The organism is Mycolicibacterium sphagni, from assembly GCF_002250655.1.
Classification (GTDB): Bacteria; Actinomycetota; Actinomycetes; order Mycobacteriales; family Mycobacteriaceae; genus Mycobacterium; species Mycobacterium sphagni.
The window spans coordinates 20,186-40,078 of the sequence record NZ_NOZR01000006.1; the positions used below are offsets into that span (position 1 = coordinate 20,186).

The 19,893-nt window shown below is 66.5% G+C and carries 22 protein-coding genes; 9 read left to right on the plus strand and 13 right to left on the minus strand.

Going from position 1 to position 19,893, the window contains the following annotated elements; genetic code table 11:
* The first annotated feature begins 58 nt into the window (after positions 1–58).
* Positions 59–652, plus strand: a complete 594-nt coding sequence (locus CG716_RS08575) for a VC0807 family protein (protein ID WP_094478470.1) — start codon at positions 59–61, stop codon at positions 650–652.
* A gap of 25 nt (positions 653–677) precedes the next feature.
* Positions 678–1,820: an Mrp/NBP35 family ATP-binding protein gene (locus CG716_RS08580; RefSeq protein WP_094478472.1), complete on the plus strand. Its 1,143-nt coding sequence runs from the start codon at positions 678–680 to the stop codon at positions 1,818–1,820.
* Positions 1,821–1,826: 6 nt separating this feature from the next.
* On the opposite strand, the gene tatB is transcribed toward CG716_RS08580, so the two are convergent.
* The 4 genes from tatB to sigE form a co-directional block, all read right to left on the minus strand.
* Positions 1,827–2,240: a Sec-independent protein translocase protein TatB gene (gene tatB / locus CG716_RS08585; protein ID WP_094478474.1), complete on the minus strand. Its 414-nt coding sequence runs from the start codon at positions 2,238–2,240 to the stop codon at positions 1,827–1,829.
* A 4-nt stretch (positions 2,241–2,244) separates the two neighbouring features.
* Entirely contained in the window at positions 2,245–3,744 is a 1,500-nt protein-coding gene (htrA, locus tag CG716_RS08590) for a serine protease HtrA (protein ID WP_094478476.1), read from the minus strand.
* A gap of 79 nt (positions 3,745–3,823) precedes the next feature.
* Positions 3,824–4,288 carry an anti-sigma E factor RseA gene (rseA, locus tag CG716_RS08595; protein WP_094478478.1) on the minus strand — a complete coding sequence of 155 codons (465 nt, stop codon included), beginning with the start codon at positions 4,286–4,288 and terminating at the stop codon, positions 3,824–3,826.
* Positions 4,289–4,416: 128 nt separating this feature from the next.
* Complete coding sequence (sigE, locus tag CG716_RS08600; protein ID WP_410431464.1) at positions 4,417–5,067, minus strand: RNA polymerase sigma factor SigE; 651 nt, start codon at positions 5,065–5,067, stop codon at positions 4,417–4,419.
* A gap of 345 nt (positions 5,068–5,412) precedes the next feature.
* Here sigE and CG716_RS08605 point away from each other — a divergent pair, with 345 nt between their 5' ends.
* Positions 5,413–6,078: an O-methyltransferase gene (locus tag CG716_RS08605; RefSeq protein WP_094478482.1), complete on the plus strand. Its 666-nt coding sequence runs from the start codon at positions 5,413–5,415 to the stop codon at positions 6,076–6,078.
* 13 nt (positions 6,079–6,091) lie between these two features.
* Here the strand turns inward: CG716_RS08605 and CG716_RS08610 are convergent, their stop codons facing one another.
* Positions 6,092–7,009: a LysR family transcriptional regulator gene (locus CG716_RS08610; protein WP_094478484.1), complete on the minus strand. Its 918-nt coding sequence runs from the start codon at positions 7,007–7,009 to the stop codon at positions 6,092–6,094.
* Between the two features lie 196 nt (positions 7,010–7,205).
* Between CG716_RS08610 and CG716_RS08615 the strand changes: the two genes are divergently transcribed.
* The 5 genes from CG716_RS08615 (at position 7,206) to CG716_RS08635 (ending at position 11,686) form a co-directional block, all read left to right on the plus strand.
* On the plus strand, positions 7,206–7,733 hold the full coding sequence (locus tag CG716_RS08615) for a hypothetical protein (RefSeq protein ID WP_133066895.1): 528 nt from the start codon (positions 7,206–7,208) through the stop codon (positions 7,731–7,733).
* A 75-nt stretch (positions 7,734–7,808) separates the two neighbouring features.
* Positions 7,809–8,480 (plus strand): TetR/AcrR family transcriptional regulator, encoded by a 672-nt coding sequence (locus tag CG716_RS08620; protein ID WP_094478488.1) that lies wholly within the window; start codon positions 7,809–7,811, stop codon positions 8,478–8,480.
* Positions 8,452–9,369, plus strand: a complete 918-nt coding sequence (locus tag CG716_RS08625; RefSeq protein WP_094478490.1) for an ABC transporter ATP-binding protein — start codon at positions 8,452–8,454, stop codon at positions 9,367–9,369. Before CG716_RS08620 ends, CG716_RS08625 begins: the two co-directional genes overlap by 29 nt.
* Complete coding sequence (locus CG716_RS08630) at positions 9,366–10,955, plus strand: ABC transporter permease (protein ID WP_094478492.1); 1,590 nt, start codon at positions 9,366–9,368, stop codon at positions 10,953–10,955. The genes CG716_RS08625 and CG716_RS08630 overlap by 4 nt, the downstream gene beginning before the upstream one ends.
* 128 nt (positions 10,956–11,083) lie before the next feature.
* On the plus strand, positions 11,084–11,686 hold the full coding sequence (locus tag CG716_RS08635) for a DUF4126 domain-containing protein (RefSeq protein ID WP_094478494.1): 603 nt from the start codon (positions 11,084–11,086) through the stop codon (positions 11,684–11,686).
* Here the strand turns inward: CG716_RS08635 and glgC are convergent.
* The gene (gene glgC, locus CG716_RS08640) at positions 11,683–12,897 is read right to left on the minus strand and encodes a glucose-1-phosphate adenylyltransferase (RefSeq protein WP_094478496.1); all 1,215 of its coding nucleotides are present in this window, start codon (positions 12,895–12,897) and stop codon (positions 11,683–11,685) included. The genes CG716_RS08635 and glgC overlap by 4 nt on opposite strands.
* 150 nt (positions 12,898–13,047) lie before the next feature.
* Here glgC and glgA point away from each other — a divergent pair, with 150 nt between their 5' ends.
* A complete protein-coding gene (gene glgA, locus CG716_RS08645; protein ID WP_094478498.1) occupies positions 13,048–14,211 on the plus strand; it encodes a glycogen synthase in 1,164 nt (387 codons plus the stop codon).
* 56 nt (positions 14,212–14,267) lie between these two features.
* Here glgA and CG716_RS08650 read toward each other — a convergent pair whose 3' ends face one another.
* The 7 genes from CG716_RS08650 to CG716_RS08680 form a co-directional block, all read right to left on the minus strand.
* On the minus strand, positions 14,268–14,435 hold the full coding sequence (locus CG716_RS08650) for a DUF3117 domain-containing protein (protein WP_066829768.1): 168 nt from the start codon (positions 14,433–14,435) through the stop codon (positions 14,268–14,270).
* Positions 14,436–14,600: 165 nt separating this feature from the next.
* Positions 14,601–15,182 (minus strand): DNA-3-methyladenine glycosylase I, encoded by a 582-nt coding sequence (locus tag CG716_RS08655; protein ID WP_094478502.1) that lies wholly within the window; start codon positions 15,180–15,182, stop codon positions 14,601–14,603.
* Positions 15,179–15,541, minus strand: coding sequence for a DivIVA domain-containing protein (locus tag CG716_RS08660; RefSeq protein WP_094478504.1), 363 nt, complete (start codon positions 15,539–15,541; stop codon positions 15,179–15,181). Before CG716_RS08660 ends, CG716_RS08655 begins: the two co-directional genes overlap by 4 nt.
* Positions 15,542–15,595: 54 nt before the next feature.
* Positions 15,596–16,534: a glucosyl-3-phosphoglycerate synthase gene (locus CG716_RS08665; RefSeq protein ID WP_094478506.1), complete on the minus strand. Its 939-nt coding sequence runs from the start codon at positions 16,532–16,534 to the stop codon at positions 15,596–15,598.
* Positions 16,531–17,406, minus strand: coding sequence for a dihydropteroate synthase (gene folP, locus CG716_RS08670; protein ID WP_094478508.1), 876 nt, complete (start codon positions 17,404–17,406; stop codon positions 16,531–16,533). The genes CG716_RS08665 and folP overlap by 4 nt, the downstream gene beginning before the upstream one ends.
* A gap of 51 nt (positions 17,407–17,457) precedes the next feature.
* Complete coding sequence (fadD6, locus tag CG716_RS08675; protein ID WP_094478510.1) at positions 17,458–19,257, minus strand: long-chain-acyl-CoA synthetase FadD6; 1,800 nt, start codon at positions 19,255–19,257, stop codon at positions 17,458–17,460.
* A 56-nt stretch (positions 19,258–19,313) separates the two neighbouring features.
* Complete coding sequence (locus CG716_RS08680) at positions 19,314–19,883, minus strand: cytokinin riboside 5'-monophosphate phosphoribohydrolase (RefSeq protein ID WP_094478512.1); 570 nt, start codon at positions 19,881–19,883, stop codon at positions 19,314–19,316.
* Positions 19,884–19,893 lie beyond the last annotated feature (10 nt).

Genomic DNA, 19,893 nt, shown 5'->3' on the forward strand with positions numbered 1-19,893 from the left:
GGCGATTGCCATACTGTGAGCCGTCGTGACCCAATCTGGCCCGGCAGAGCACCGATCGATGCGACCCCTGTTCCAGACCGTTCTGGTTGACGTCGCACCTCCGTTGGTGGCGTACTACGGCCTGCGGGCGCTGGGGGTGTCCGAGTACATCGCACTCGTCGCGGCCACCGTGTTGTCGGGACTGCGGGTGGGCTACGGCGTGGTCAAGGCCCGACGCGTCGATCCGTTCGCCGCCTACCTGATGCTGACCTTCGGGCTGAGCTTGGCCGTGGGATTGTCCACCACCGATCCGAAGCTGATCCTCATCGGCAACACGTTCGTCAACGGCATCGGCGGGCTGATCTTCCTGGGCAGCTGCGTGATCGGCACGCCTCTGACCCAAGTCGTCGGGGACCGATTCCGCGCCGGCGGAGACGACGCGACCGCCGATGAGTCGGCGCGCCGACGGCGGATCCACGTCCAGCTGTCGGCGATGTGGGGCATCGGACTTCTGCTCGAGGTCGCCATTCGCCTGGTGGTCATCCAAACCTTCTCCGTCGATGCCGCCAACGGGATCAATTCGACGATCACGCTGATCGTCGTCGGTCTTCTCGTGTTGGCGACCGTGGTCGTCGGACGCCGAACCGCGCCGATGCCACCGGCGTCAGCCTGACGCGCACGACCTAGACTCGGCCCTGATGTCTGAGAACAACGAGCTGCAATCCCTGGTGCGCGCGGCGCTGGCGAAAGTGATCGATCCTGAGCTGCGCCGCCCGATCACCGAGCTCAACATGGTCAAGAGCATCGACATCGGCGACAGCGGCGCTGTGCACGTCGAGATCTACCTGACCATCTCCGCGTGCCCGAAGAAAACCGAGATCACCGAGCGCGTCACCCAGGCCGTGGCCGACGTGCCGGGCACGGGGGCGGTGACCGTCGCCCTCGACGTGATGAACGACGAGCAGCGCACCGAACTGCGCAAGCAACTGCGCGGCGACGCGGCCGAACCGGTGATCCCATTCGCCCAGCCCGGTTCGCTGACCCGGGTCTATGCCGTCGCGTCCGGAAAGGGCGGGGTCGGGAAGTCCAGCGTGACGGTCAACCTCGCCGCGGCGCTGGCCGCCCGCGGCCTGGCGGTCGGGGTGCTCGACGCCGATATCTACGGGCACTCGGTGCCGCGGATGATGGGCACCGACGATCGGCCCACGCAGGTCGAGTCGATGATCGTGCCGCCGATCGCGCATGAGGTGAAGGTCATCTCGATCGCGCAGTTCACCCAGGGCAACGCCCCGGTGGTATGGCGCGGGCCGATGCTGCACCGGGCGCTGCAACAGTTCCTGGCCGACGTGTACTGGGGCGACTTGGACGTGCTGCTACTGGACCTGCCGCCGGGTACCGGCGATGTCGCGATCTCGGTGGCGCAGCTGATTCCGGGCGCAGAGATCCTGGTTGTCACCACCCCGCAGCTGGCGGCGGCCGAGGTCGCCGAACGCGCAGGTGCGATCGCGTTGCAGACCCGGCAGCGCATTGTCGGCGTGGTGGAGAACATGTCCGGGCTGCTGATGCCCGATGGCACGACCATGCAGATCTTCGGCGAGGGCGGCGGCCGGCAGGTCTCCGAGAGCCTCAGCCGGACCGTCGGCGCCGACGTGCCGCTGCTCGGTCAGGTGCCGCTGGACCCGGCGCTGGTGTCGGCGGGCGATTCCGGTGTGCCGCTGGTGCTTTCGGCGCCCGATTCGGTGGCCGGCAAAGAACTGCGTGGCATCGCCGACAAGCTCGCCGCCCGTCGGCGCGGGTTGGCCGGTATGTCACTGGGCTTGGACACCACCCGCCACGGCTGACGCCCGCTAGGTCGCGTCGGCGTCGAACGGCGCCGGCGTGCCCGGCGGCAACGGCTCGGGTTTGGGCTGCACCGGTTGCGGCGGCGGGGCGCTGAGCGGCTTTACCCCACCCGGATTGTCCGGCGACTGGAAAGCGTCGGTCAGCCACGAATCATCGCCGTCCAGTAGGTGTTTGGTGAGCGCGGCCCGCGGTGTCATACCCCGCAGTTTCTGCAGCTCGCTCAACGGCTGGCGAAATTCCTCGAACTCGGGCCCCAGATCGTCGCGCAGTTGGCTGGTGGCGCCACTGATGTAGTCGCGGGCTTGCCGCAGCGTGGTGGACACCCACCGGATCGCACCCGGCAGCCGTTCCGGGCCGAGGACCACCAACCCGATGACGACCAGCACGAGCATTTCGCCCCACCCGACGTTGGCGAACATTGCGTCAGTTGTCCGGCGCGGGGTTCACCGTCAGCGTGACCTTGCGGCCGTCGCGGATGACCTCGATGGGGGCGTCCTGCCCGATCTTGAGCTGGCGTATCGCGACCGCGAACTCATCAGCGTCGGCCACCGTGCGGTTGCCGACCTTGACGACGATGTCGTTCTCGAGGATGCCGGCCTTCTCAGCGGGACTCCCGGCCTTCACGTTGGCCACCTGGGCGCCCTGCGCGAGGTCATTGCTGACCGACCGCGCCGACAACCCGAGCGTCGGGTGTGAAACCTTGCCGTCCTTGATCAGCGCCTCGACAGTCTGCTTAACCTCGTTTACCGGAATCGCGAAGCCGAGACCACTTGCACTGTCGGACAACGACTTTCCGGCGGTGTTGATGCCGATAACCTCGGAATCCATGTTGATCAGCGGGCCACCGGAGTTGCCGTGGTTGATCGAGGCGTCGGTCTGGATCGCGTCGATGACGGTGTCGGTGTCCGACCCCTCGCCCGACAGCGGGATGGGCCGGTGCAACGCGCTGATGATGCCGTGGGTGACGGTGCTGCGCAGGCCGAGCGGCGCGCCGGCGGCGATCACTTCGTCTCCGACATGAACCTTGTCGGAGTCACCGAACCGGGCCACCGTCAGGTTGTCGACGTTGTCCACCTTGAGCACGGCGAGGTCGGTCTTCGGGTCGCGGCCCACGAGATTGGCCGGCACCGACTTGCCGTCGTTGAACACCACCGAGATCTTGAACTTGCTCGGGTTGTTCGCGGCATCGGAGATGACGTGGTTGTTGGTGACGATGTAGCCGCGGCCGTCGACGACGACGCCGGAGCCCTGGGCGCCCTCGTCGTCGCTGACCGCCTCGATCGTGACGACGGAGTCGGCCACCGAGGCGGCGACCTTGGCGAACCGGCCGGGCGGCACCTCGCCGGTGCTGTTCGTGGCCAGCGAGACCTTGGACGTGGTGAAGGCTTCGACCACCTCGGCCGTCTTGCGGCCCACCCAGCCGCCGGCGAAACCGATCAGCAGCGCGACGATGCCCAGGATGGCCAGCGAGACATAGGACACCCGCCCGCCGAATAGCACCTCGCGGACGCCGAGCTTGCCGGTCGGCCCGCCCACCACAACGGGCGCGGCCTGCTGCAATGCGGGAGTGCCCAGCCCGGCGGCGGCCGCCGGATCCCGCCAGGGATCAGCGGGCTCGTCGGGCTCGTCCCGCTCGGCGTCGAGCGCACCTGCGTCGGCCGGGTGGCGCTGCAGGGAATCACCGTTGCCACCCGCGGGCCGGCTGAACGCCTCTTCGAGCACCGGGTCCGGCGGGTGATCCTTCGGCTGGAATTCGACTTCACCGCGGAACTTGGCCGGCCGCAGTTCCTCGGCAATGAACGAGCCGTCGACACCCTTGGGGCGCCCGAACGTACTGGTGGCAGCGGGATCGACCGGGGGCTTCGAGACCGGGCGCGGGGCCAGGCGGGGGCTGGTGCCAGAACTGTCCTGATTGGGGCTCAAGTTCAACCTCTATCCAAGCGCTCAGCCGCGAGCGCAAGCTGTGGGACCGAGCACGACGCTGCTCGACTTCACATCCACCCTACCGGCGCTTACGCCGGTCACGGTCTGCGCCTTCAGCTAACTGATCGGCGAGTCCGGGCTCCATGTCGCCGCCGGGGCGGCTCCGGCGTTCCACGTCGCCACCGGGGCGGCTCGGGCGTTGCGGCCCTAACGGCTCGTCCGGTGCCGACTCCGGGATCTGCGACAACAGCCCCAACAGGCTGCTGGGCATGCTGATAGGGAGGGAGTCACGAAGCGCGGTGCGGGCTTGGGTCTGCCCGTCCACCTCGGCCGCGCACTGCGGGCACAGCGACAGATGATGCGCCGCGCGCAGATAGGACTTCATCCGCAGCTCACCGTCGACATAGGCAGCGATGGCCTCGGTCGACAGGTGCTCGGTGGAACCGAACTGGCGCGGGGCGCCCACGGGCGCATCACTTTGAGAGGCGAATTGGGCGGGGAGCCAGGAGAACGCTCGACGGAACATGTGTCCGCGATCGACCATCACTGCGCTCCTCTCGGTCGCGTCAAAAATTTCGCACCGTTAGGTCGAATGTAGCGCGCGCAGCCCTATACGACATGACATGACAGCCACTTTGTCCAGTCCCCGGCCGAAGCCGGACTGGTGCCCGACTAGGCCGATTCAGCGGTGAAGTCAGCCATTCCCTGCTGACCGGAATGGGCTGCGAGGTAATCGCGCAGCGCCTGCCGCCCACGGTGGATGCGGCTGCGCACGGTGCCCAGCTTGACCCCGAGCGTCGCGCCGATCTCCTCGTAGGACAAACCTTCGATGTCGCAGAGCACGACCGCGGCACGAAATTCCGGCGCCAACGAGTCCAGTGCGGCCTGCAAATCGGCGCCTAGTCGCGAGTCGTGGTAGATCTGCTCGGGGTTGGGCTCATCGGCCGGCACCCGGTCGTAATCCTCGGGCAGTGCCTCCATGCGGATGCGGCCGCGACGACGGACCATATCGAGGAACAGGTTCGTGGTGATGCGGTGCAGCCAACCCTCGAACGTGCCCGGCTGGTAGTTCTGCACGGAGCGGAACACCCTGATGAAGGTCTCCTGAGTGAGGTCCTCGGCGTCCTGCTGATTACCCGACAGCCGATAGGCCAGCCGGTACACCCGGTCGGCGTGCTGGCGCACCAACTCATCCCAGGACGGCATGGCTGTCCGGTCGCCGGTTGCGTCGAACACCGCCGTGCCCTGCAGTTCCTCGGACGGTTCAACCCACTCGGCAGTCCCGTGCTGTTCGGGGTGCGACATGTGCGCCGGAGCCATCATTGTGGTGGTCGTCAGATCCTCCTGGATGATCTGCGATGACAGTTCGATGCCGTCGATCGCATCAAGCCTGACAACGCGAGCGCCATCTGGCGTATTCCCCGACCAGCGTTGCCCTTGTTCCATGCCCGCTACGGTTCCCCAAACCGGTGTGGGAGCGATTTGAGCTAACTAAGGTTTAACTAAGAAATACTTTCGTTATCATTTCGTGCCCTGGTCTGAGGCCTTCGCCACGGCGCGTCGCGCTTGACAGGCGACATCTTGCGCGTCCACTGGCCCGCTCGACCGGCCCCAGCAACCTGGCGCGCCTGCCCACACGTCGATCCCGTTGGCTCTACGCTGCTGAGAATGGCCACTAACGAGGACCAATCAGGCCAACCAGAGGCCAGTCGCGCCGACCGGATCCTCGCCCACGCCGAGGGCTCGATCTCTGAGGACGCCATTGTTGCGGCCGCCCGGGAGCGAGCCGTCGATGCCGGCGCCGGAGCGGTGACACCAGCGGTCGGAGCGCTGCTCAGCGTGCTGGCGCGGCTCTCCGGCGGCAAAGCTGTCGTCGAGGTCGGTACCGGCGCGGGCGTCAGCGGGCTGTGGCTGCTGTCGGGCATGCGTGACGACGGTGTCCTGACCACCATCGACATCGAGCCCGAGCATCAACGCATCGCCAAACAGGCTTTCAACGAGGCCGGGATCGGACCGTCGCGCACCCGGTTGATCGCCGGTCGCGCCCAGGACGTGCTCACCCGGCTCGCCGACGAGTCCTACGACCTGGTGTTCCTGGACACCGCACCGGCCGATTTATCCGATTTCGTGGTCGGGGGCGTGCGGCTGCTGCGCCCAGGCGGTGTGATCGTCATGCACCGCGCGGCCCTGGGTGGCCGGGCAGGGGATCCGGCGGCCAACGATGCCGAGGTGACGGCGGTGCGGGAGGCGGCACGCCTGATCGCCGAGGACGAGCGGTTGACCCCGGTGCTGATACCGCTGGGCGACGGGATTCTGGTCGCCGCCCGCGACTAGTTCTACGGACAGTTCAGCCGGCACACGCGGCGTCGCCGTGATGGACGGTTCTCGGTGAACTCATGATGATCTCGGCCAGCCGTGCCGTCGCGCGACTGATGTCCTTCGACGGCCGTGAGGCCAGGTACACCCGCCAGAGCACCGGCGTCGACAGCTCGATGCGGCGCAATTCGGGCGTTCGCCGGCACTCGCTGTCGGGCATGATGGCGCTGCCGACGCCGCGCCGAATCAGTTCGGCGATCTCCGGGAAGCTCATGGTGAGCTCGTGCTGGGTCGGCACCTCCAACCCGACCCCGTGGAACGCATCGTCGACGACGCTACGAAGGCCGAAGCCGGGTGGGAAGCCCACCAGGGCCTCGTGCGCCAGATCGGCGATCTCGACGGTCCTTCGCCCCGCCAGCGGATGGTCGGGCCGGCACACGAAGCTCAGTGGGTCCTCGAAAAGCAGATTCATCTCGAGCTGCGGAGGGAAGCGCTGGGGTGCCGAGATCAACGCCAGGTCGAGCGAGCCCTCGACCAAGGCCGGCAGGTACGCCCAAGACCCGCTCTGCGAGAGGTGAGACCGCAGCCGCACCCGGGGGTTCTCCGCGGCGAACTCGCCCAGCGCCGCGACGTGGTCCAGCGGGCCCCACGAAACCAGCAGCCCGAAGTCGACGGTGCCGGAGATGCTCGCGCCCAACACGAGCACAGATTCCTTGGCGACGTGGGCAGCACGGAGGACCTCGGCGGCCCGGTCGCGGAATTCCTCGCCCGCGACCGTGAGCCTGATGCGCTGACGACTCCGATCAAACAATTGCACGCCGAGTTCATGCTCAAGTTTGCTGATACTCGTCGACAGTGCAGATTGCACAACGTTCGCTCGTTCGGCCGCGCGAGAGAAACTCATCTCACCAGCGACAACCATGAAGTATTCCAACTGGCGAAGTTCCACGCGAGAAACTTATCAGAAGAAACTCTCAGCTGCTGAACGTTTGCTGTGTGCACGGCTAATGGAATTCCAGCAAACTTTTTATCGCGTAGCTTCTCGGCTACTCGAATAAGCGGTTTCCAAACCCGAGATGTCATCGCAATTGGGAATGACCGTTATCGAAAATTATCATTGGACTTGTCATATCCTCCCTGATTACATGATCGATACCACCCCAAAGGTGGTGTGTGGCAATGGCATTACGGACAGGTTCGAACTGTCCGCAGGCGGCTGCTTAGTGTCACCGAAGGGAGGGCACATGGATCCGCGACTCAGCCTCGTGATGATGGCGGTATTGGTTGCGCCCTTCATCCTGTTCGGAATTGGAGCCGTCGTTCTTGACCTCTCGCAAAGCCGCCGCGATCGCGGTGACAGTGTCATCGCAAGCTGGGGCGAACTGCGTATCACCAAGAGCTTTCTCTTCGTGGGCTACCACGCCAGCGACCGGAGAATTCCGCTGGCCGGCGTGACGGTCAGCGTCACTGAGACGGGCTCGCCCGAAGCAGGCCCCGGTGCCCATCGGATCCATGTGATCGTCGCGACCGACAGCGGTGAATCCATCCACCGCAGCCAGCCGTACTCCCCCGGCTTACTCACCGCCGCCCGCACGTTCGAGATCTTGGCGAACCGCGTCGGCGTCCCGGCCAAGCCCGCCGTCGAAGCGCCGGCGCTGCGCTGGGCCGCCTGATCCACTTCCGCCCGCATGGCTCGACCGAGGGTGAGTCCTTGACCATTGGTTGAACGCATGTTTAGCATGCTAAACATGCGTTCAGCCGATCTCACGACAGCGGCGAGAATCCGCGACGCCGCCATCGAGCTGTTCGGCGCACGCGGATTCGACGTCGGGGTACGCGCGATCGCCCAGGCCGCTGGGGTCAGTCCCGGCCTGGTCATCCACCATTTCGGCTCCAAGGACGGATTGCGCAAAGCCTGTGACGACTACGTCGCCGAAGAGGTGCGCAGCGACAAGGCGGACGCCATCCGCTCCACCGACCCCGCGACCTGGCTGGCGGCCGCAGCCGAAATCGAGTCGTACGCGCCGATGATGGCGTACCTGGTGCGTAGCATGCAGACCGGCGGTGAACTCGCCAAGCATCTGTGGCGCACCATGTTCGCAGGAGTCGAAAGCTACCTCGACGACGGGGTCCAGGCCGGCACGGTCAAACCGAGCCGCGACCCGGCCGCCCGAGCCCGATACCTCGGAATGGCTGGTGGCGGCGCATTCCTGCTCTACCTCCAGCTGCACGACGACCCATCCGACCTGCGAGCCGTGCTGCGCGACTACCGCACCGAAATGATGATGCCGGCTCTGGAGCTCTACACCGAAGGCGTGCTTACCGATTCGACGATGTTGGACGGCATCGCAGCCCATGGCGGATTCACCACCGACACCGAAGGAGAGCCCGATGACAGCCGTACCGACAGCACGAACTGATACCGCCGCGGTCGAAATCCACGGACTGGTCAAGACTTTCGGCCACACTCGAGCCCTCGACGGCATGGATCTGCGTGTGAAGGCGGGCTCGGTCACCGGATTTCTGGGCCCCAACGGTGCGGGTAAGTCCACGACGATCCGGGTCCTGCTCGGACTGCTGCGCGCCGACGGCGGGACCATCCGGCTGCTCGGCGGTGACCCTTGGCGCGACGCGGTGCCACTGCATCGGCGCATCGCCTACGTCCCCGGCGACGTGACACTGTGGCCGAATCTGACCGGCGGGCAGGTCATCGACTTCCTCTGCGGCCTGCGCGGCGGAGCCGACCCACGCAGGCGGGACTGGCTCATCGAACGTTTCGAGCTGGACCCACACAAAAAGACCCGCACCTACTCCAAGGGCAATCGCCAGAAGGTCGCGCTGGTCGCCGCGTTCGCCACGAACGCCGCCCTCTACATACTCGACGAGCCCACCTCGGGTCTGGATCCGCTGATGGAGAACGTCTTTCAAGAATGCGTGCGGGAGGTTACGCGGCGCGGCGCGGCGGTCTTGATGTCCAGCCATGTCCTGGATGAGGTCGAAAAGATCTGTGACACAGTCACAATCATCCGCGCCGGGCGTACGGTGCAATCCGGGTCACTGGCTCAGCTGCGGCACTTGATGCGGACCACCGTGACAGCGCGCACCCGGCGCGACCCCAGCGTTGTGAGCCGTTGGCCGGGCGTGCATGACGTCGACATTCGTGACGGACAGCTCCGGTTCAGCGTCGGCCGCGACATGCTGGACCCCACGATGGTGCACCTGACCCAGTTGGGACTCGCGGACCTGACGGTCACGCCGGCCTCACTGGAGGACCTCTTCCTGCGCGAATACCAGTCGCCCGCACGATGATCGCCACCGCACCGCCCAACTCACCGCTGACGGGTACTGCCGCATTGGTTCGATTCGCGCTGCGCCGCGACCGGATCCGGTTGTCGGTGTGGATTTCTGTGCTGACCCTGATGATGGTTTACGCCCCCAACGCGATCAAGCTCGCCTATCCCGGCGAGGCGCAACGCCAGGCACGCGTGAACCTGCTCAAGACACCCGCCGGAATCATGCTCGGCGGGCCCATGTTCGGAGGCAACGAAACCGACCTCGGGGTGATGATGGCCAACGAGCTGACCCTGACGCTGATCGTCGCCGCCTCGATCATGACAATTCAGACCGTCGTTCGGCATACCCGCGCCGAAGAGGAAAGCGGTGCGGCCGAATTGGTGTTGTCCTCGGTCGTCGGCGGGCACGCCCGCACCGGCGCGGCGCTGATCGTCATCCTTCTGGTGAACACCGTGCTGGCGGTGACGATGACAATTGCCATGGCCGCCACCGGTTTTGCCGTAGTCGACACCGCGGCAATGTGTCTGGGCGTGACGGCTGTTGCCACCGTGTTCGGCGCGCTGGCGGCCGTGAGTGCACAACTGTGGCGTCAAGCCAGAACCGCCACCGGCGCATCACTGGCCGCGCTGGCGGCCGCGGTGCTGGTGCGCGGCGCGGGCGACGTCATCGACAATTCCGGCAGCACGCTGAGCTGGTTCTCACCTATCGCCTGGGCTCAGCAGATGCGCCCGTTCGTGGCGTTGCGCTGGTGGCCGCTGGGGCCGCTGGCAGCGTTGATTGTCGTACTCGTCGCGACCACCGTCGCGCTGGAGAGCCGGCGCCAGTACGACGACGGTGTGCTGGCCTCTTCAGGTGAGCACGCTCGCGCCCGGCCGGTGGGCGGGGTCTTCGGACTGCATCTGACCATCCAGCGGGGCCTGACCGCGGGCTGGGCGATCGGGCTGCTCATTGCCGGAGCTGCTTTCGGCTCGATGACGAAATCCTTGCTGGATGCCGCGAGCGGCAACGAGCTTCTGGCGCGGGTACTTTCGGCGCACGGCACCGACGGTGTGTACACCACGATGACGCAGTTCCTGGCCGCGGCGACGACGGCGTACGTGGTCGCGGTGGTGGTGCGCCTGCACCGGGACGAGGAGTCCGGGATCGGCGAAGCTGTGCTGGCGGGGTCGGTCTCGCGCTGGACCTGGCTGCTCTCGGCGATCGGTGCGGCGATGACGGGGGCGGCAGTGCTACTGGCCTGCGCGGGCCTGGGCAACGGCCTCGGCGCAGGTCTGACACTCGGTGAACCGCAGACCGTCGTGCGACTGACTCTGGCCGCGTTGGCATTCCTACCCGCGATGGCCGTCGTCGCCAGTATCGCCGCGCTCGGCGTGGCCCTGCAACACCCCGGCATCGGCTGGCTGGCAGTGATATTCGTGGTCGTCGCACTGTATCTGGGTGCATTATTGCGATTGCCGCGCTGGCTCATCGAAGCATCGCCGGTCGGCCGAACCACCGCTCCGTCGTCGATTCCTGTTGTGGCGCTGGGCGTGATGGCAATAGTGGCTACCGCCGTCACTATGGCTGCCGGCTTCAGCTATCGCCATCGCGACGTCGTCTAGGCGATACTCATGAGCATCTCATCCCGCATGGTGATCTCATCGCTCCCCGGCATCGCGGTGTTCGCCGTACAGCTGTTCGTACCGGCAGTAACCGTAAATGGTCCCGCTGATCTGGTGAGGAGGCCCGCATGGAGCTGATGACGGGCTTCGGCCTGGCCACCGCCGCCGGCCTCAACGCCTACATTCCGCTACTGGCTCTTGCACTGCTCGGCCGGTTCACCGATCTGATCACCCTGCCTCACGGGTGGTCATGGCTGGAAAGCGGCTGGGTGATCACGATTGTCGCGATCCTGCTGGTGGTGGAGATCGTCGCCGACAAGATTCCGGCGCTGGATTCGGTCAACGACGCGGTCCAGACCTTCGTCCGTCCCACCGCCGGCGGCATCGTGTTCGGCTCGGGCACGGCCGCACAGACCGCCGCGGTCACCGACCCCAGTGAGTTCGCCCGGACCGGTCAATGGGTTCCGGTCGCGATCGGTGTCGTCACCGCATTGGTTGTTCACGTGACGAAGACGACGGTCCGTCCCGCGGCCAACGTTGCGAGCGCCGGGGTCGCGGCACCGGTGCTGAGCACGATCGAGGACATCACCAGCGTCGCGCTGGTATTCATCGCGATCCTGGTTCCGGTGCTGGTGCTCGTGGTGATGATCGCCCTGGCGTTGGCCGCTGCCGCACTCTGGCGGCGCCGACGCCGTCGCAAGGCGGGGCAGCGAAACCCGAGGACGGGTTAGATCCAGACGCCCTTGCCGACGGCCACCACACCGCCGGAACTGATCGCGAACCGTTCGCGGTCCTTCTCCAGATCGACACCGACCATTTCACCGGGGCCGACGACAACGTTCTTGTCCAGGATCGCGTGCCGGACCACCGCGCCGCGACCGACCCGCACGCCGGGCATCAGGACGCTGCCCTCCACGATCGCGCCGTCCTCGATCACGACATTGCTCGACAGCACCGAATTGCGTACCGACGCAGCGGAGATGATGCTGCCCGCACCGACGACCGACTCCTGCGCCGAGCCACCGTTGACAAATTTGGCCGGCGCCAGGTTCTCCGACTCCCCCCGGATCGGCCATCGCTTGTTGTAGAGGTTGAACACCGGATGGACCGACACCAGATCCATGTGCGCGTCGTAGAACGCATCCAGCGTGCCGACATCACGCCAGTAGCCGTGATCACGTTCGGTGGCGCCGGGCACCTCGTTGTTACTGAAGTCATAGACCGCGGCCATGCCGTCAGAGACCAGACGCGGGATGATGTCGCCGCCCATATCGTGATCAGAGTTGTCGTCGTCGGCGTCGGCGCGGATGGCATCGATGAGCACCTTGGTGGTGAAGATGTAATTGCCCATCGACACGAAGGTTTGCGCCGGATCGTCCGGCGTGCCCGGCGGATCGGCCGGCTTCTCGATGAATTCGCGGATGCGGCCGGACTCGTCGGCGTCGATGCAGCCGAACGCGTGCGCTTCGGCGCGTGGCACGCGGATGCCGGCCACCGTGGCGCCCGCCCCGCTCTCGATGTGGAACTTGACCATCTGCTCGGGGTCCATCCGGTACACGTGGTCGGCGCCGAAAACCACGATGTAGTCAGGATCCTCGTCGTAGATGAGGTTCAGCGACTGGTAGATCGCATCGGCCGAACCGGTGTACCAGCGCGGCCCAAGGCGCTGCTGGGCGGGAACCGGCGTGATGTATTCGCCGGCCAGACCGCTCAGCCGCCAGTTCTGCGAGATGTGCCGGTCGAGGGAATGCGACTTGTACTGGGTGAGCACGCAGATCCGCAAGTAGCGGGCGTTGACCAGATTCGACAACACGAAATCGATCAGCCGGTAAGCGCCACCGAAGGGAACCGCAGGCTTGGCCCGGTCCGCGGTCAGCGGATACAGCCGCTTGCCCTCTCCGCCGGCCAGGACAATGCCCAGCACGTGTGGCAACTCCCTCATGCTGCAAACCTAATGGCACGCGCTACAGACGGCTAGGCCATCGCGACTATTGCAGGTCGCTGTGTCGCGGCAGCAACGACTTTGGCGCTGCGCGCATCACGTTGACCCACAAGGCTGCGCCGCCGGGCCGGTGCTACTACCGTCGGCGCTATGCGGGTGGCGATGATGACTCGGGAGTATCCACCCGAGGTTTACGGCGGGGCGGGCGTACACGTGACGGAACTCGTGGCACAGCTGCGACGCCTCTGCGAGGTCGATGTGCATTGCATGGGGGCACCGCGCGCGGGGGCCTTCGTCCACCAACCCGACCCGGCGCTCAAAGGTGCCAACCCGGCGCTGTCGACGCTGTCGGCGGATCTGGTGATGGCCAACGCGGCCGCAGAGGCGACGGTGGTGCATTCCCACACCTGGTACACCGGGATGGCCGGGCACCTCGCCGCGCTGCTGTACGGCGTCCCGCATGTGCTGACCGCCCACTCCTTGGAGCCGCTGCGGCCGTGGAAGGCCGAACAGCTCGGCGGCGGCTATCGCGTGTCGCTGTGGGTGGAGCGCACAGCGATCGAAGCTGCTGACGCGGTGATCGCAGTCAGCTCCGGGATGCGCGAGGACGTGCTGTCGGTGTATCCGGCGCTGGACCCCAACCGCGTTCACGTGGTCAAGAACGGCATCGACACCAGCGTCTGGTACCCGGCTCCCCCGGAGCGGGGCGAGTCGGTACTCGCCGAGCTCGGCGTCGACCCGTCACGGCCCATGGTGGCGTTCGTCGGCCGGATCACCCGCCAGAAGGGTGTGCCGCATCTGATCGCCGCGGCGCATCGCTTCGACCCCGACGTTCAGTTGGTGCTGTGCGCCGGCGCGCCGGACACTCCCGAGATCGCCGCAGAAGTCAGCTCGGCCGTGCAGGAACTGGCCAGTGCGCGCAGCGGGGTGTTCTGGGTGCAGGAATTCCTGCCGATCGCCAAGATTCGCGAAATCCTCTCGGCGGCAGCGGCTTTCATCTGCCCATCGGTGTACGAGCCGCTGGGGATCGTGAACCTGGAGGCGATGGCCTGCGGTACCGCGGTGGTGGCCTCCGACGTCGGTGGCATACCCGAGGTGGTCGACAACGGGGTCACGGGAACCCTGGTGCACTACGAGTCGGCCGACCCGGTGGGCTTCGAGACCAGGCTGGCAGAGGCCGTCAACGCGCTGGTGGGCGATCCGGACACGGCCCGTCGCTTCGGGGCGGCCGGGCGGCAACGCTGTATCGACGAGTTCTCCTGGGCACACATCGCCGAGCAGACGTTGGAGATTTACCGCAAAGTGTCGGAGTAGGCCGACCGGCAGACCGAAACCCCGCGGGCCTACGCGGGGTTTCGAAGGTGGATCAGTTAGCTGGTGACGTTCTTGAGTTCGTCGCCCAAGGCGGAGGCCTCGTCGGGCGTCAACTCGACAACCAGTCGCCCACCGCCTTCCAGCGGTACTCGCATCACGATGCCGCGCCCCTCCTTGGTTGCTTCCAGCGGACCGTCACCAGTCCGGGGCTTCATCGCCGCCATCGAGTGCTCCCTCCAGATTCGAGCCGGCCCGACTTCGCGGACCCGATACAGTGCCGGGCACATGGCTAGTGCGTCCGGCACTGAACTGCTTGTTTTCGATTCTATTGTTCCTTATTGGCGGGCATAGGTGTGAAAGGCCCGATTAGGCGGATTTGATTTGCGCGTTCAGGCAGCTTTGGCAGGCGGAACCCAGCACGACGCGATGTGGTCGTCGACCATGCCGGTGGCCTGCATCAGCGCGTAGGCAGTGGTGGGGCCGACGAAGCGGAATCCGCGCTTCTTGAGGTCCTTGGCCATTGCCTGGGACTCCGGGCTGACTGAGGGCACGTCAGCCAGCGTTCTGGGCCGTGGGCGGGGCGGCGGAGCGTACGACCACAGCAAGTCGGACAGGTCGACGTCGAGATCGGCGACCGCCCTGGCGTTGGTGATGGTGGCCTCGACCTTGGCCCGGTTGCGCACGATCCCCTCGTCGGCCATCAGCCGGGTGACGTCGCGGTCGGTATAGCGGGCGACGGTCTCGATGTCGAAGGCGCCGAACGCCTGCCGAAAGTTCTCCCGTTTGCGCAGGATGATCAGCCAGGACAGGCCGCTCTGGAAAGCCTCCAGGCTCATCCGCTCGAACAACGCCACGTTGCCGCGCAGCACGCGGCCCCACTCCTGGTCGTGGTAGTCGCGATAGATCAACGGCTGCGCCCCCGAAACCGGCGCGGCCCAATCGCAGCGGGAGTGGCCGTCGTCGTCGCTCACGCGAGATCCTCGTCGGTGCCGTGCGCGGCGTGGTGGGTGGCGTGGTGGGTGGTCAGGGGTTCGTCGAGCCCCGCGGCGGCCCGCACCGCAGACAGCTCACCGCGCAGCTGGTCCAGCTCGGCGCCGAGGCGGTCCAGAACCCAGTCCACCTCGCTGGTCTTGTAGCCACGCAGCACCTGGGTGAATTTCACGGCCTCGACGTCCTGGCCGGTAACCCCGGAAGCCGGCAGCACGGTCGCCGTGGTCGCGCGGGGCAGCGGCGGAAGCGTCTCTCCACGCCCGAACACCAGGCTGGCCACCCCGAACAGGACGACGCCGATCAGGATCAGTACCACGAGGTACAGCAGGATCAATGTCACGTCACCGATATTGCCTTAGCCGGCCGACATCCTCGGCGCCGCGGGCGGAAATGCTCAGCGCAACGTGTTCATCGGCGGACGGTCAGCCAGAGAGACCGTCGTGGTCCGGGGCAGATACCCGTCGTGGCCGTCGGGCAGGAACTGGGTGAGCCCGATGCCCGAATCGGCGATGCCACAGCGCGACAGCAGGGTGGCGATGACCTGGCGGCTCATCGCGCCCAGCTCGATCAGCGGGCGGTTGCGGTGACTGCGCACACCCAGGTTGACCTGCGCGATCGCGTCCAGACCGAGCCGGTCGTAGGTGTCGACCAGCAGGCCGATCTCCACGCCGTAGCCAGGGGCGAACGGCACCGAAGTCAACAGTTCGCGGGTGCCGGCATACTCGCCTCCCAGCGGCTGCAGCACACAGCCCAGTTCCGGGCGCAGCGCGGCCAGCAGCGGGCGGGCGACCAGCTCGGTGACCCGTCCCCCACCGTTGGCGTCCTCACCCTTGCCGACCTTCAGCGGACGGCGGTAAAAGCCCTTGACCAGGTGGATCCCGTCGCCGGTCAACAGCGGGCCGACCAGGCGCGGCACGAACATCGGGTCGGGGTCGATGAGGTCGGAGTCGACGAAGACGATGATGTCGCCGCTGGTAGCGGCCAACGAGCGCCACAGCACCTCGCCCTTACCCGGCTGCGGTTCGATCTCAGGCAACGCCTGCTCGCGGGTGACCACCCGGGCACCGGCGGCGATGGCTTCGATCTCGGTGTCGTCGGTGGAGCCGGAATCCAGCACGATCAGCTCGTCGACCAGGCCGCCCAGCAGCGGGCGGACAGTCCCGATCACCGAACCGACCGTCTCTCCCTCGTTCAGCGCAGGCAGGACGACGGAAATGGTGCGGCCCCGCTTGGCGGCGACCAGCTCATCGATGGTCCAGGTCGGCCGGCTCCAGCTGTGGTCGGCCAGCCAGGTATCACCGGGAATCGTGTCGTTGGCGACGAGTTCTGTCATGCCAGGCCCCTCACCGTCCGCGCCGGCGGACGTTCCCCACGGATCGACGCGACCATTTCCAGTACGCGCCGAGTGGGTCCCACCTCATGCACCCGGAACATCCTGGCACCGTCGGCGGCGGCCAATGCGGTCGCTGCCAGCGTGCCCTCGAGTCGTCCAGTGAGCTCCACACCTAAAGTCTCCCCGACGAAATCTTTGTTGCTGAGTGCCATCAGGACGGGCCATCCGGTCTTAACAAGATCTTTCACATGGCGCAACAAAGTAAGGCCGTGATAAGTGTTCTTGCCGAAATCGTGGGTCGGATCGATCAAAATCGCGTCCCTGGCGACGCCGATCTGGACGGCACGCTCGGCTGCGGCGGTGACCTCGGCGATGACATCGTCGACCACACCGGTCACAGTGGTCCCGTAGTTGACGCGAAAGGGCCGGGTACGCGGCGTCGCGCCGCCGGTGTGCGAACACACCAGTCCGGCCCCGAATTCGGCCGCGACCTCGGGCAATTCCGGGTCTGCACCGGCCCAGGTGTCGTTGATCAGGTCCGCACCGGCCGCGCAGGCCTGTTTGGCCACTGAGGCGCGCCAGGTGTCGACGCTGATCAGCTGGTCGGGGTATTCGGCGCGCAGCCACTCGATGAAGGGCACCACGCGAGTGATCTCCTCGTCGGCGTCGACCAGGGCACCGGGGCCGGCCTTGACTCCCCCGACGTCGACCACATCGGCACCGTCTGCCACAACGCGGTGGGCGGCTGCCTTTGCTGCCTCGTCGGTGAACGTCGCGCCGCGGTCGTAGAACGAGTCGGGTGTGCGGTTGACGATCGCCATGATCAGCGCGCGGTCACCGGCCACCGGCCGGCCGCAGAACGTCGACTTCACCCCACCATGGTGCCTCGTGACGCCGAGATCGACGAAATGGTGGTACCGGGGCTAACCCTTGGGGCGGGAGCCGGCGGCGACTTCCTGCGGGTACTCGGCGTAGAACGGCACGTAGCCCTCTTCCTTGCCGGACAGCACGTACAGCGGGTCCTCGATCTCCTCACCGTCGCCGCCGTAGCCCTGCTTGCGCAGGTCGACCTTGCGGCTCTTGAACGTCGACGTGGTCTCCAGCGACTCGACGATCCGGATGAACAGCGGCACCGCGTAGCTGGGCAGGTTGCCGTACACCGTGCCGGCCAGCGCCTTGCCGTCGAACTCCGCCCCGTCGCGCAGCTTGATCGCTGCCATGCCGGCGCGTCCGCCGGTCTCGGGCACCTCCACGCCGAACACCGTCGACTCCTCGACGTTCTTGTCCTGCCCCAGGGCCCCTTCGACCTGGGTGGTGGCGACGTTCTCGCCCTTCCACCGGAAGGTGTCGCCGAGGCGGTCGGCGAACGCGGCGTGACCCATGCCCTGCGGGTTCATCACGTCACCGGTGTTGAACCACACATCGCCCTCTTTGAACGCGTTGCGCACCAACTTCTTTTCGCTGGCTTCCTTATCGGTGTAACCGTCGAAGGGCGACAGCTTGTTCACCGGGCTGATCAGCAGGCCGGGCTGGCCGGGGGGCACCCGGTGCACGCGGCCGTTCTCGTCGCGCGCCGGCTCGCCGGTCTCCGCGTCGTACTCCACGTAGGCCAGCGGGGTCGGGCTGATACCGGTGCTCTTGGGGATGTTGAAGATGTTGATGAACGCGGTGTTGCCCTCGCTGGCGGCGTAGAACTCGGCGACCCGGCCGATGCCGAACCGACGGGTGAATTCGTCCCAGATCTCCGGACGCAACCCGTTACCGGCGATGACCCGGATCTTGTGGGCTCGGTCGCTGGCCTTGGCCGGCTGGTTGAGCAGGTAGCGGCACACCTCGCCGATATAGATGAACGCGGTGGCTTCCATCTGGATCACTTCATCCCAGAACCGCGACGCCGAGAACGACTTGCCCAGTGCCAGTGTGCCGCCCGCATTGATCACCGACGACAGCGCGACCGTCAGCGCGTTGTTGTGGTAGAGCGGCAGCGGGCAGTACAGCGTGTCGCCGCTGTTGAGCCGCAGGCCCAGCCCGCCGAACGCCGCCAGCGCGCGCAGCCACCGGTGGTGTGTCATCACGCTGGCCTTGGGATGCCCGGTAGTGCCCGAGGTGAAGATGTAGAACGCGGTGTCGCGGGCCTGAACCTCCGAGGCCGACGCGGGGTTGTCCGTCGACTTGCCCTCGGCCTGCTCGACGAGCTCCTCGATTGTCGTCAGCTGCGCGGCCTCGGCCCCGCTCTCCTTGATCGGGTCGATCAGGTCGGACTCGGCGACCACCACGGTGGCCTTGAGCAGACCGATGCTGTGCGCCAACACATCTGAGCGCTGGTGGTAGTTCAGCATGCCGGCCACCGCACCGCATTTGACCGCGGCCAGCATCATCAGCACCGTGTTGGGCGAATTGCGCAGCATGATGCCGACGACATCCCCGCGACCAACTCCCTTGTCGGCCAACACCGCCGCGAAGCGATTCGCCGTCTCGTTGGCCTGCCGGTAGGTGATCTTCTCGTCGCCGAAGCGGATGAACACATGGTCCCCGGAACGTGCGGCGCGGTCCTGGAACACCTTGCCGATCGAGGTCTTCGACGTCGGCAACGCCAGGAAGCCGGTCACCGCGCCGCGCAGAATCGCCGGCGCATCCACCAGGACGGACGGCAAACGCGTCGCCAGATCGAGCACCCCCACCGACTTCCGCGCACCGGATTCGCCAGAATCTCTACCGGTCATCGGCGCCTACCTCCCATTTCTCGCCCGTCCCGCCGGTCAGCGTAACCCCGGGCCGATCACAGCCCGGCCGCGCAGACCTCGATGGCGGATTCGACATCGTCAACGACCACCAACCGGTCTAGCGCAGCCTGTGCGACGTAGCCGGTACCGACCAGAGAAGCCAGCCAGGTGCGCAGTCCGTCATAGTGTCCGGCGGGGTCGAGTAGCACCACCGGTTTTGCATGCATACCCAGGTACCCCGCGGTCCACGTTTCGAAAAGTTCTTCCAGCGTGCCGATCCCGCCGGGCAATGCCAAGAAGGCGTCGCTGCGGTCCTCCATGACTTGCTTACGCTGCCGCATCGTGTCGGTGACGATCAGCTCGTCGGCGTCGACATCGGCCAGCTCGCGGTGCACCAGGGCCTTGGGGATCACCCCGACGGTGCGCCCGCCGCGGGACCGCGCCCCGGTCGCGACCGCGCCCATCGCCGAGACGTTGCCGCCGCCGGACACCAGCGTCCAGCCGCGCTGGGCGATCGCCTGCCCCACCCGGTGCGCGAGGTCGAGCAGCTCGGGGTGGCGGGGGCCGGATGCGCAGTACACGCACACCGCCCACTCGTCGACACGGTTCTCGGATCCGGGGTGCACGTGAGCAAAC

Coding starts and splice junctions, on each gene's coding strand:
- CG716_RS08575 (WP_094478470.1), top strand. CDS start 59: ATGCGACCCCTGTTCCAGACCGTTCTGGTTGACGTCGCACCTCCGTTG.
- CG716_RS08580 (WP_094478472.1), top strand. CDS start 678: ATGTCTGAGAACAACGAGCTGCAATCCCTGGTGCGCGCGGCGCTGGCG.
- tatB (WP_094478474.1), bottom strand. CDS start 2,240: ATGTTCGCCAACGTCGGGTGGGGCGAAATGCTCGTGCTGGTCGTCATC.
- rseA (WP_094478478.1), bottom strand. CDS start 4,288: ATGGTCGATCGCGGACACATGTTCCGTCGAGCGTTCTCCTGGCTCCCC.
- sigE (WP_410431464.1), bottom strand. CDS start 5,067: ATGATGGCTCCGGCGCACATGTCGCACCCCGAACAGCACGGGACTGCC.
- CG716_RS08605 (WP_094478482.1), top strand. CDS start 5,413: ATGGCCACTAACGAGGACCAATCAGGCCAACCAGAGGCCAGTCGCGCC.
- CG716_RS08615 (WP_133066895.1), top strand. CDS start 7,206: ATGATCGATACCACCCCAAAGGTGGTGTGTGGCAATGGCATTACGGAC.
- CG716_RS08620 (WP_094478488.1), top strand. CDS start 7,809: ATGCGTTCAGCCGATCTCACGACAGCGGCGAGAATCCGCGACGCCGCC.
- CG716_RS08625 (WP_094478490.1), top strand. CDS start 8,452: ATGACAGCCGTACCGACAGCACGAACTGATACCGCCGCGGTCGAAATC.
- CG716_RS08630 (WP_094478492.1), top strand. CDS start 9,366: ATGATCGCCACCGCACCGCCCAACTCACCGCTGACGGGTACTGCCGCA.
- CG716_RS08635 (WP_094478494.1), top strand. CDS start 11,084: ATGGAGCTGATGACGGGCTTCGGCCTGGCCACCGCCGCCGGCCTCAAC.
- glgC (WP_094478496.1), bottom strand. CDS start 12,897: ATGAGGGAGTTGCCACACGTGCTGGGCATTGTCCTGGCCGGCGGAGAG.
- glgA (WP_094478498.1), top strand. CDS start 13,048: ATGCGGGTGGCGATGATGACTCGGGAGTATCCACCCGAGGTTTACGGC.
- CG716_RS08650 (WP_066829768.1), bottom strand. CDS start 14,435: ATGGCGGCGATGAAGCCCCGGACTGGTGACGGTCCGCTGGAAGCAACC.
- CG716_RS08665 (WP_094478506.1), bottom strand. CDS start 16,534: ATGACAGAACTCGTCGCCAACGACACGATTCCCGGTGATACCTGGCTG.
- fadD6 (WP_094478510.1), bottom strand. CDS start 19,257: ATGACCGGTAGAGATTCTGGCGAATCCGGTGCGCGGAAGTCGGTGGGG.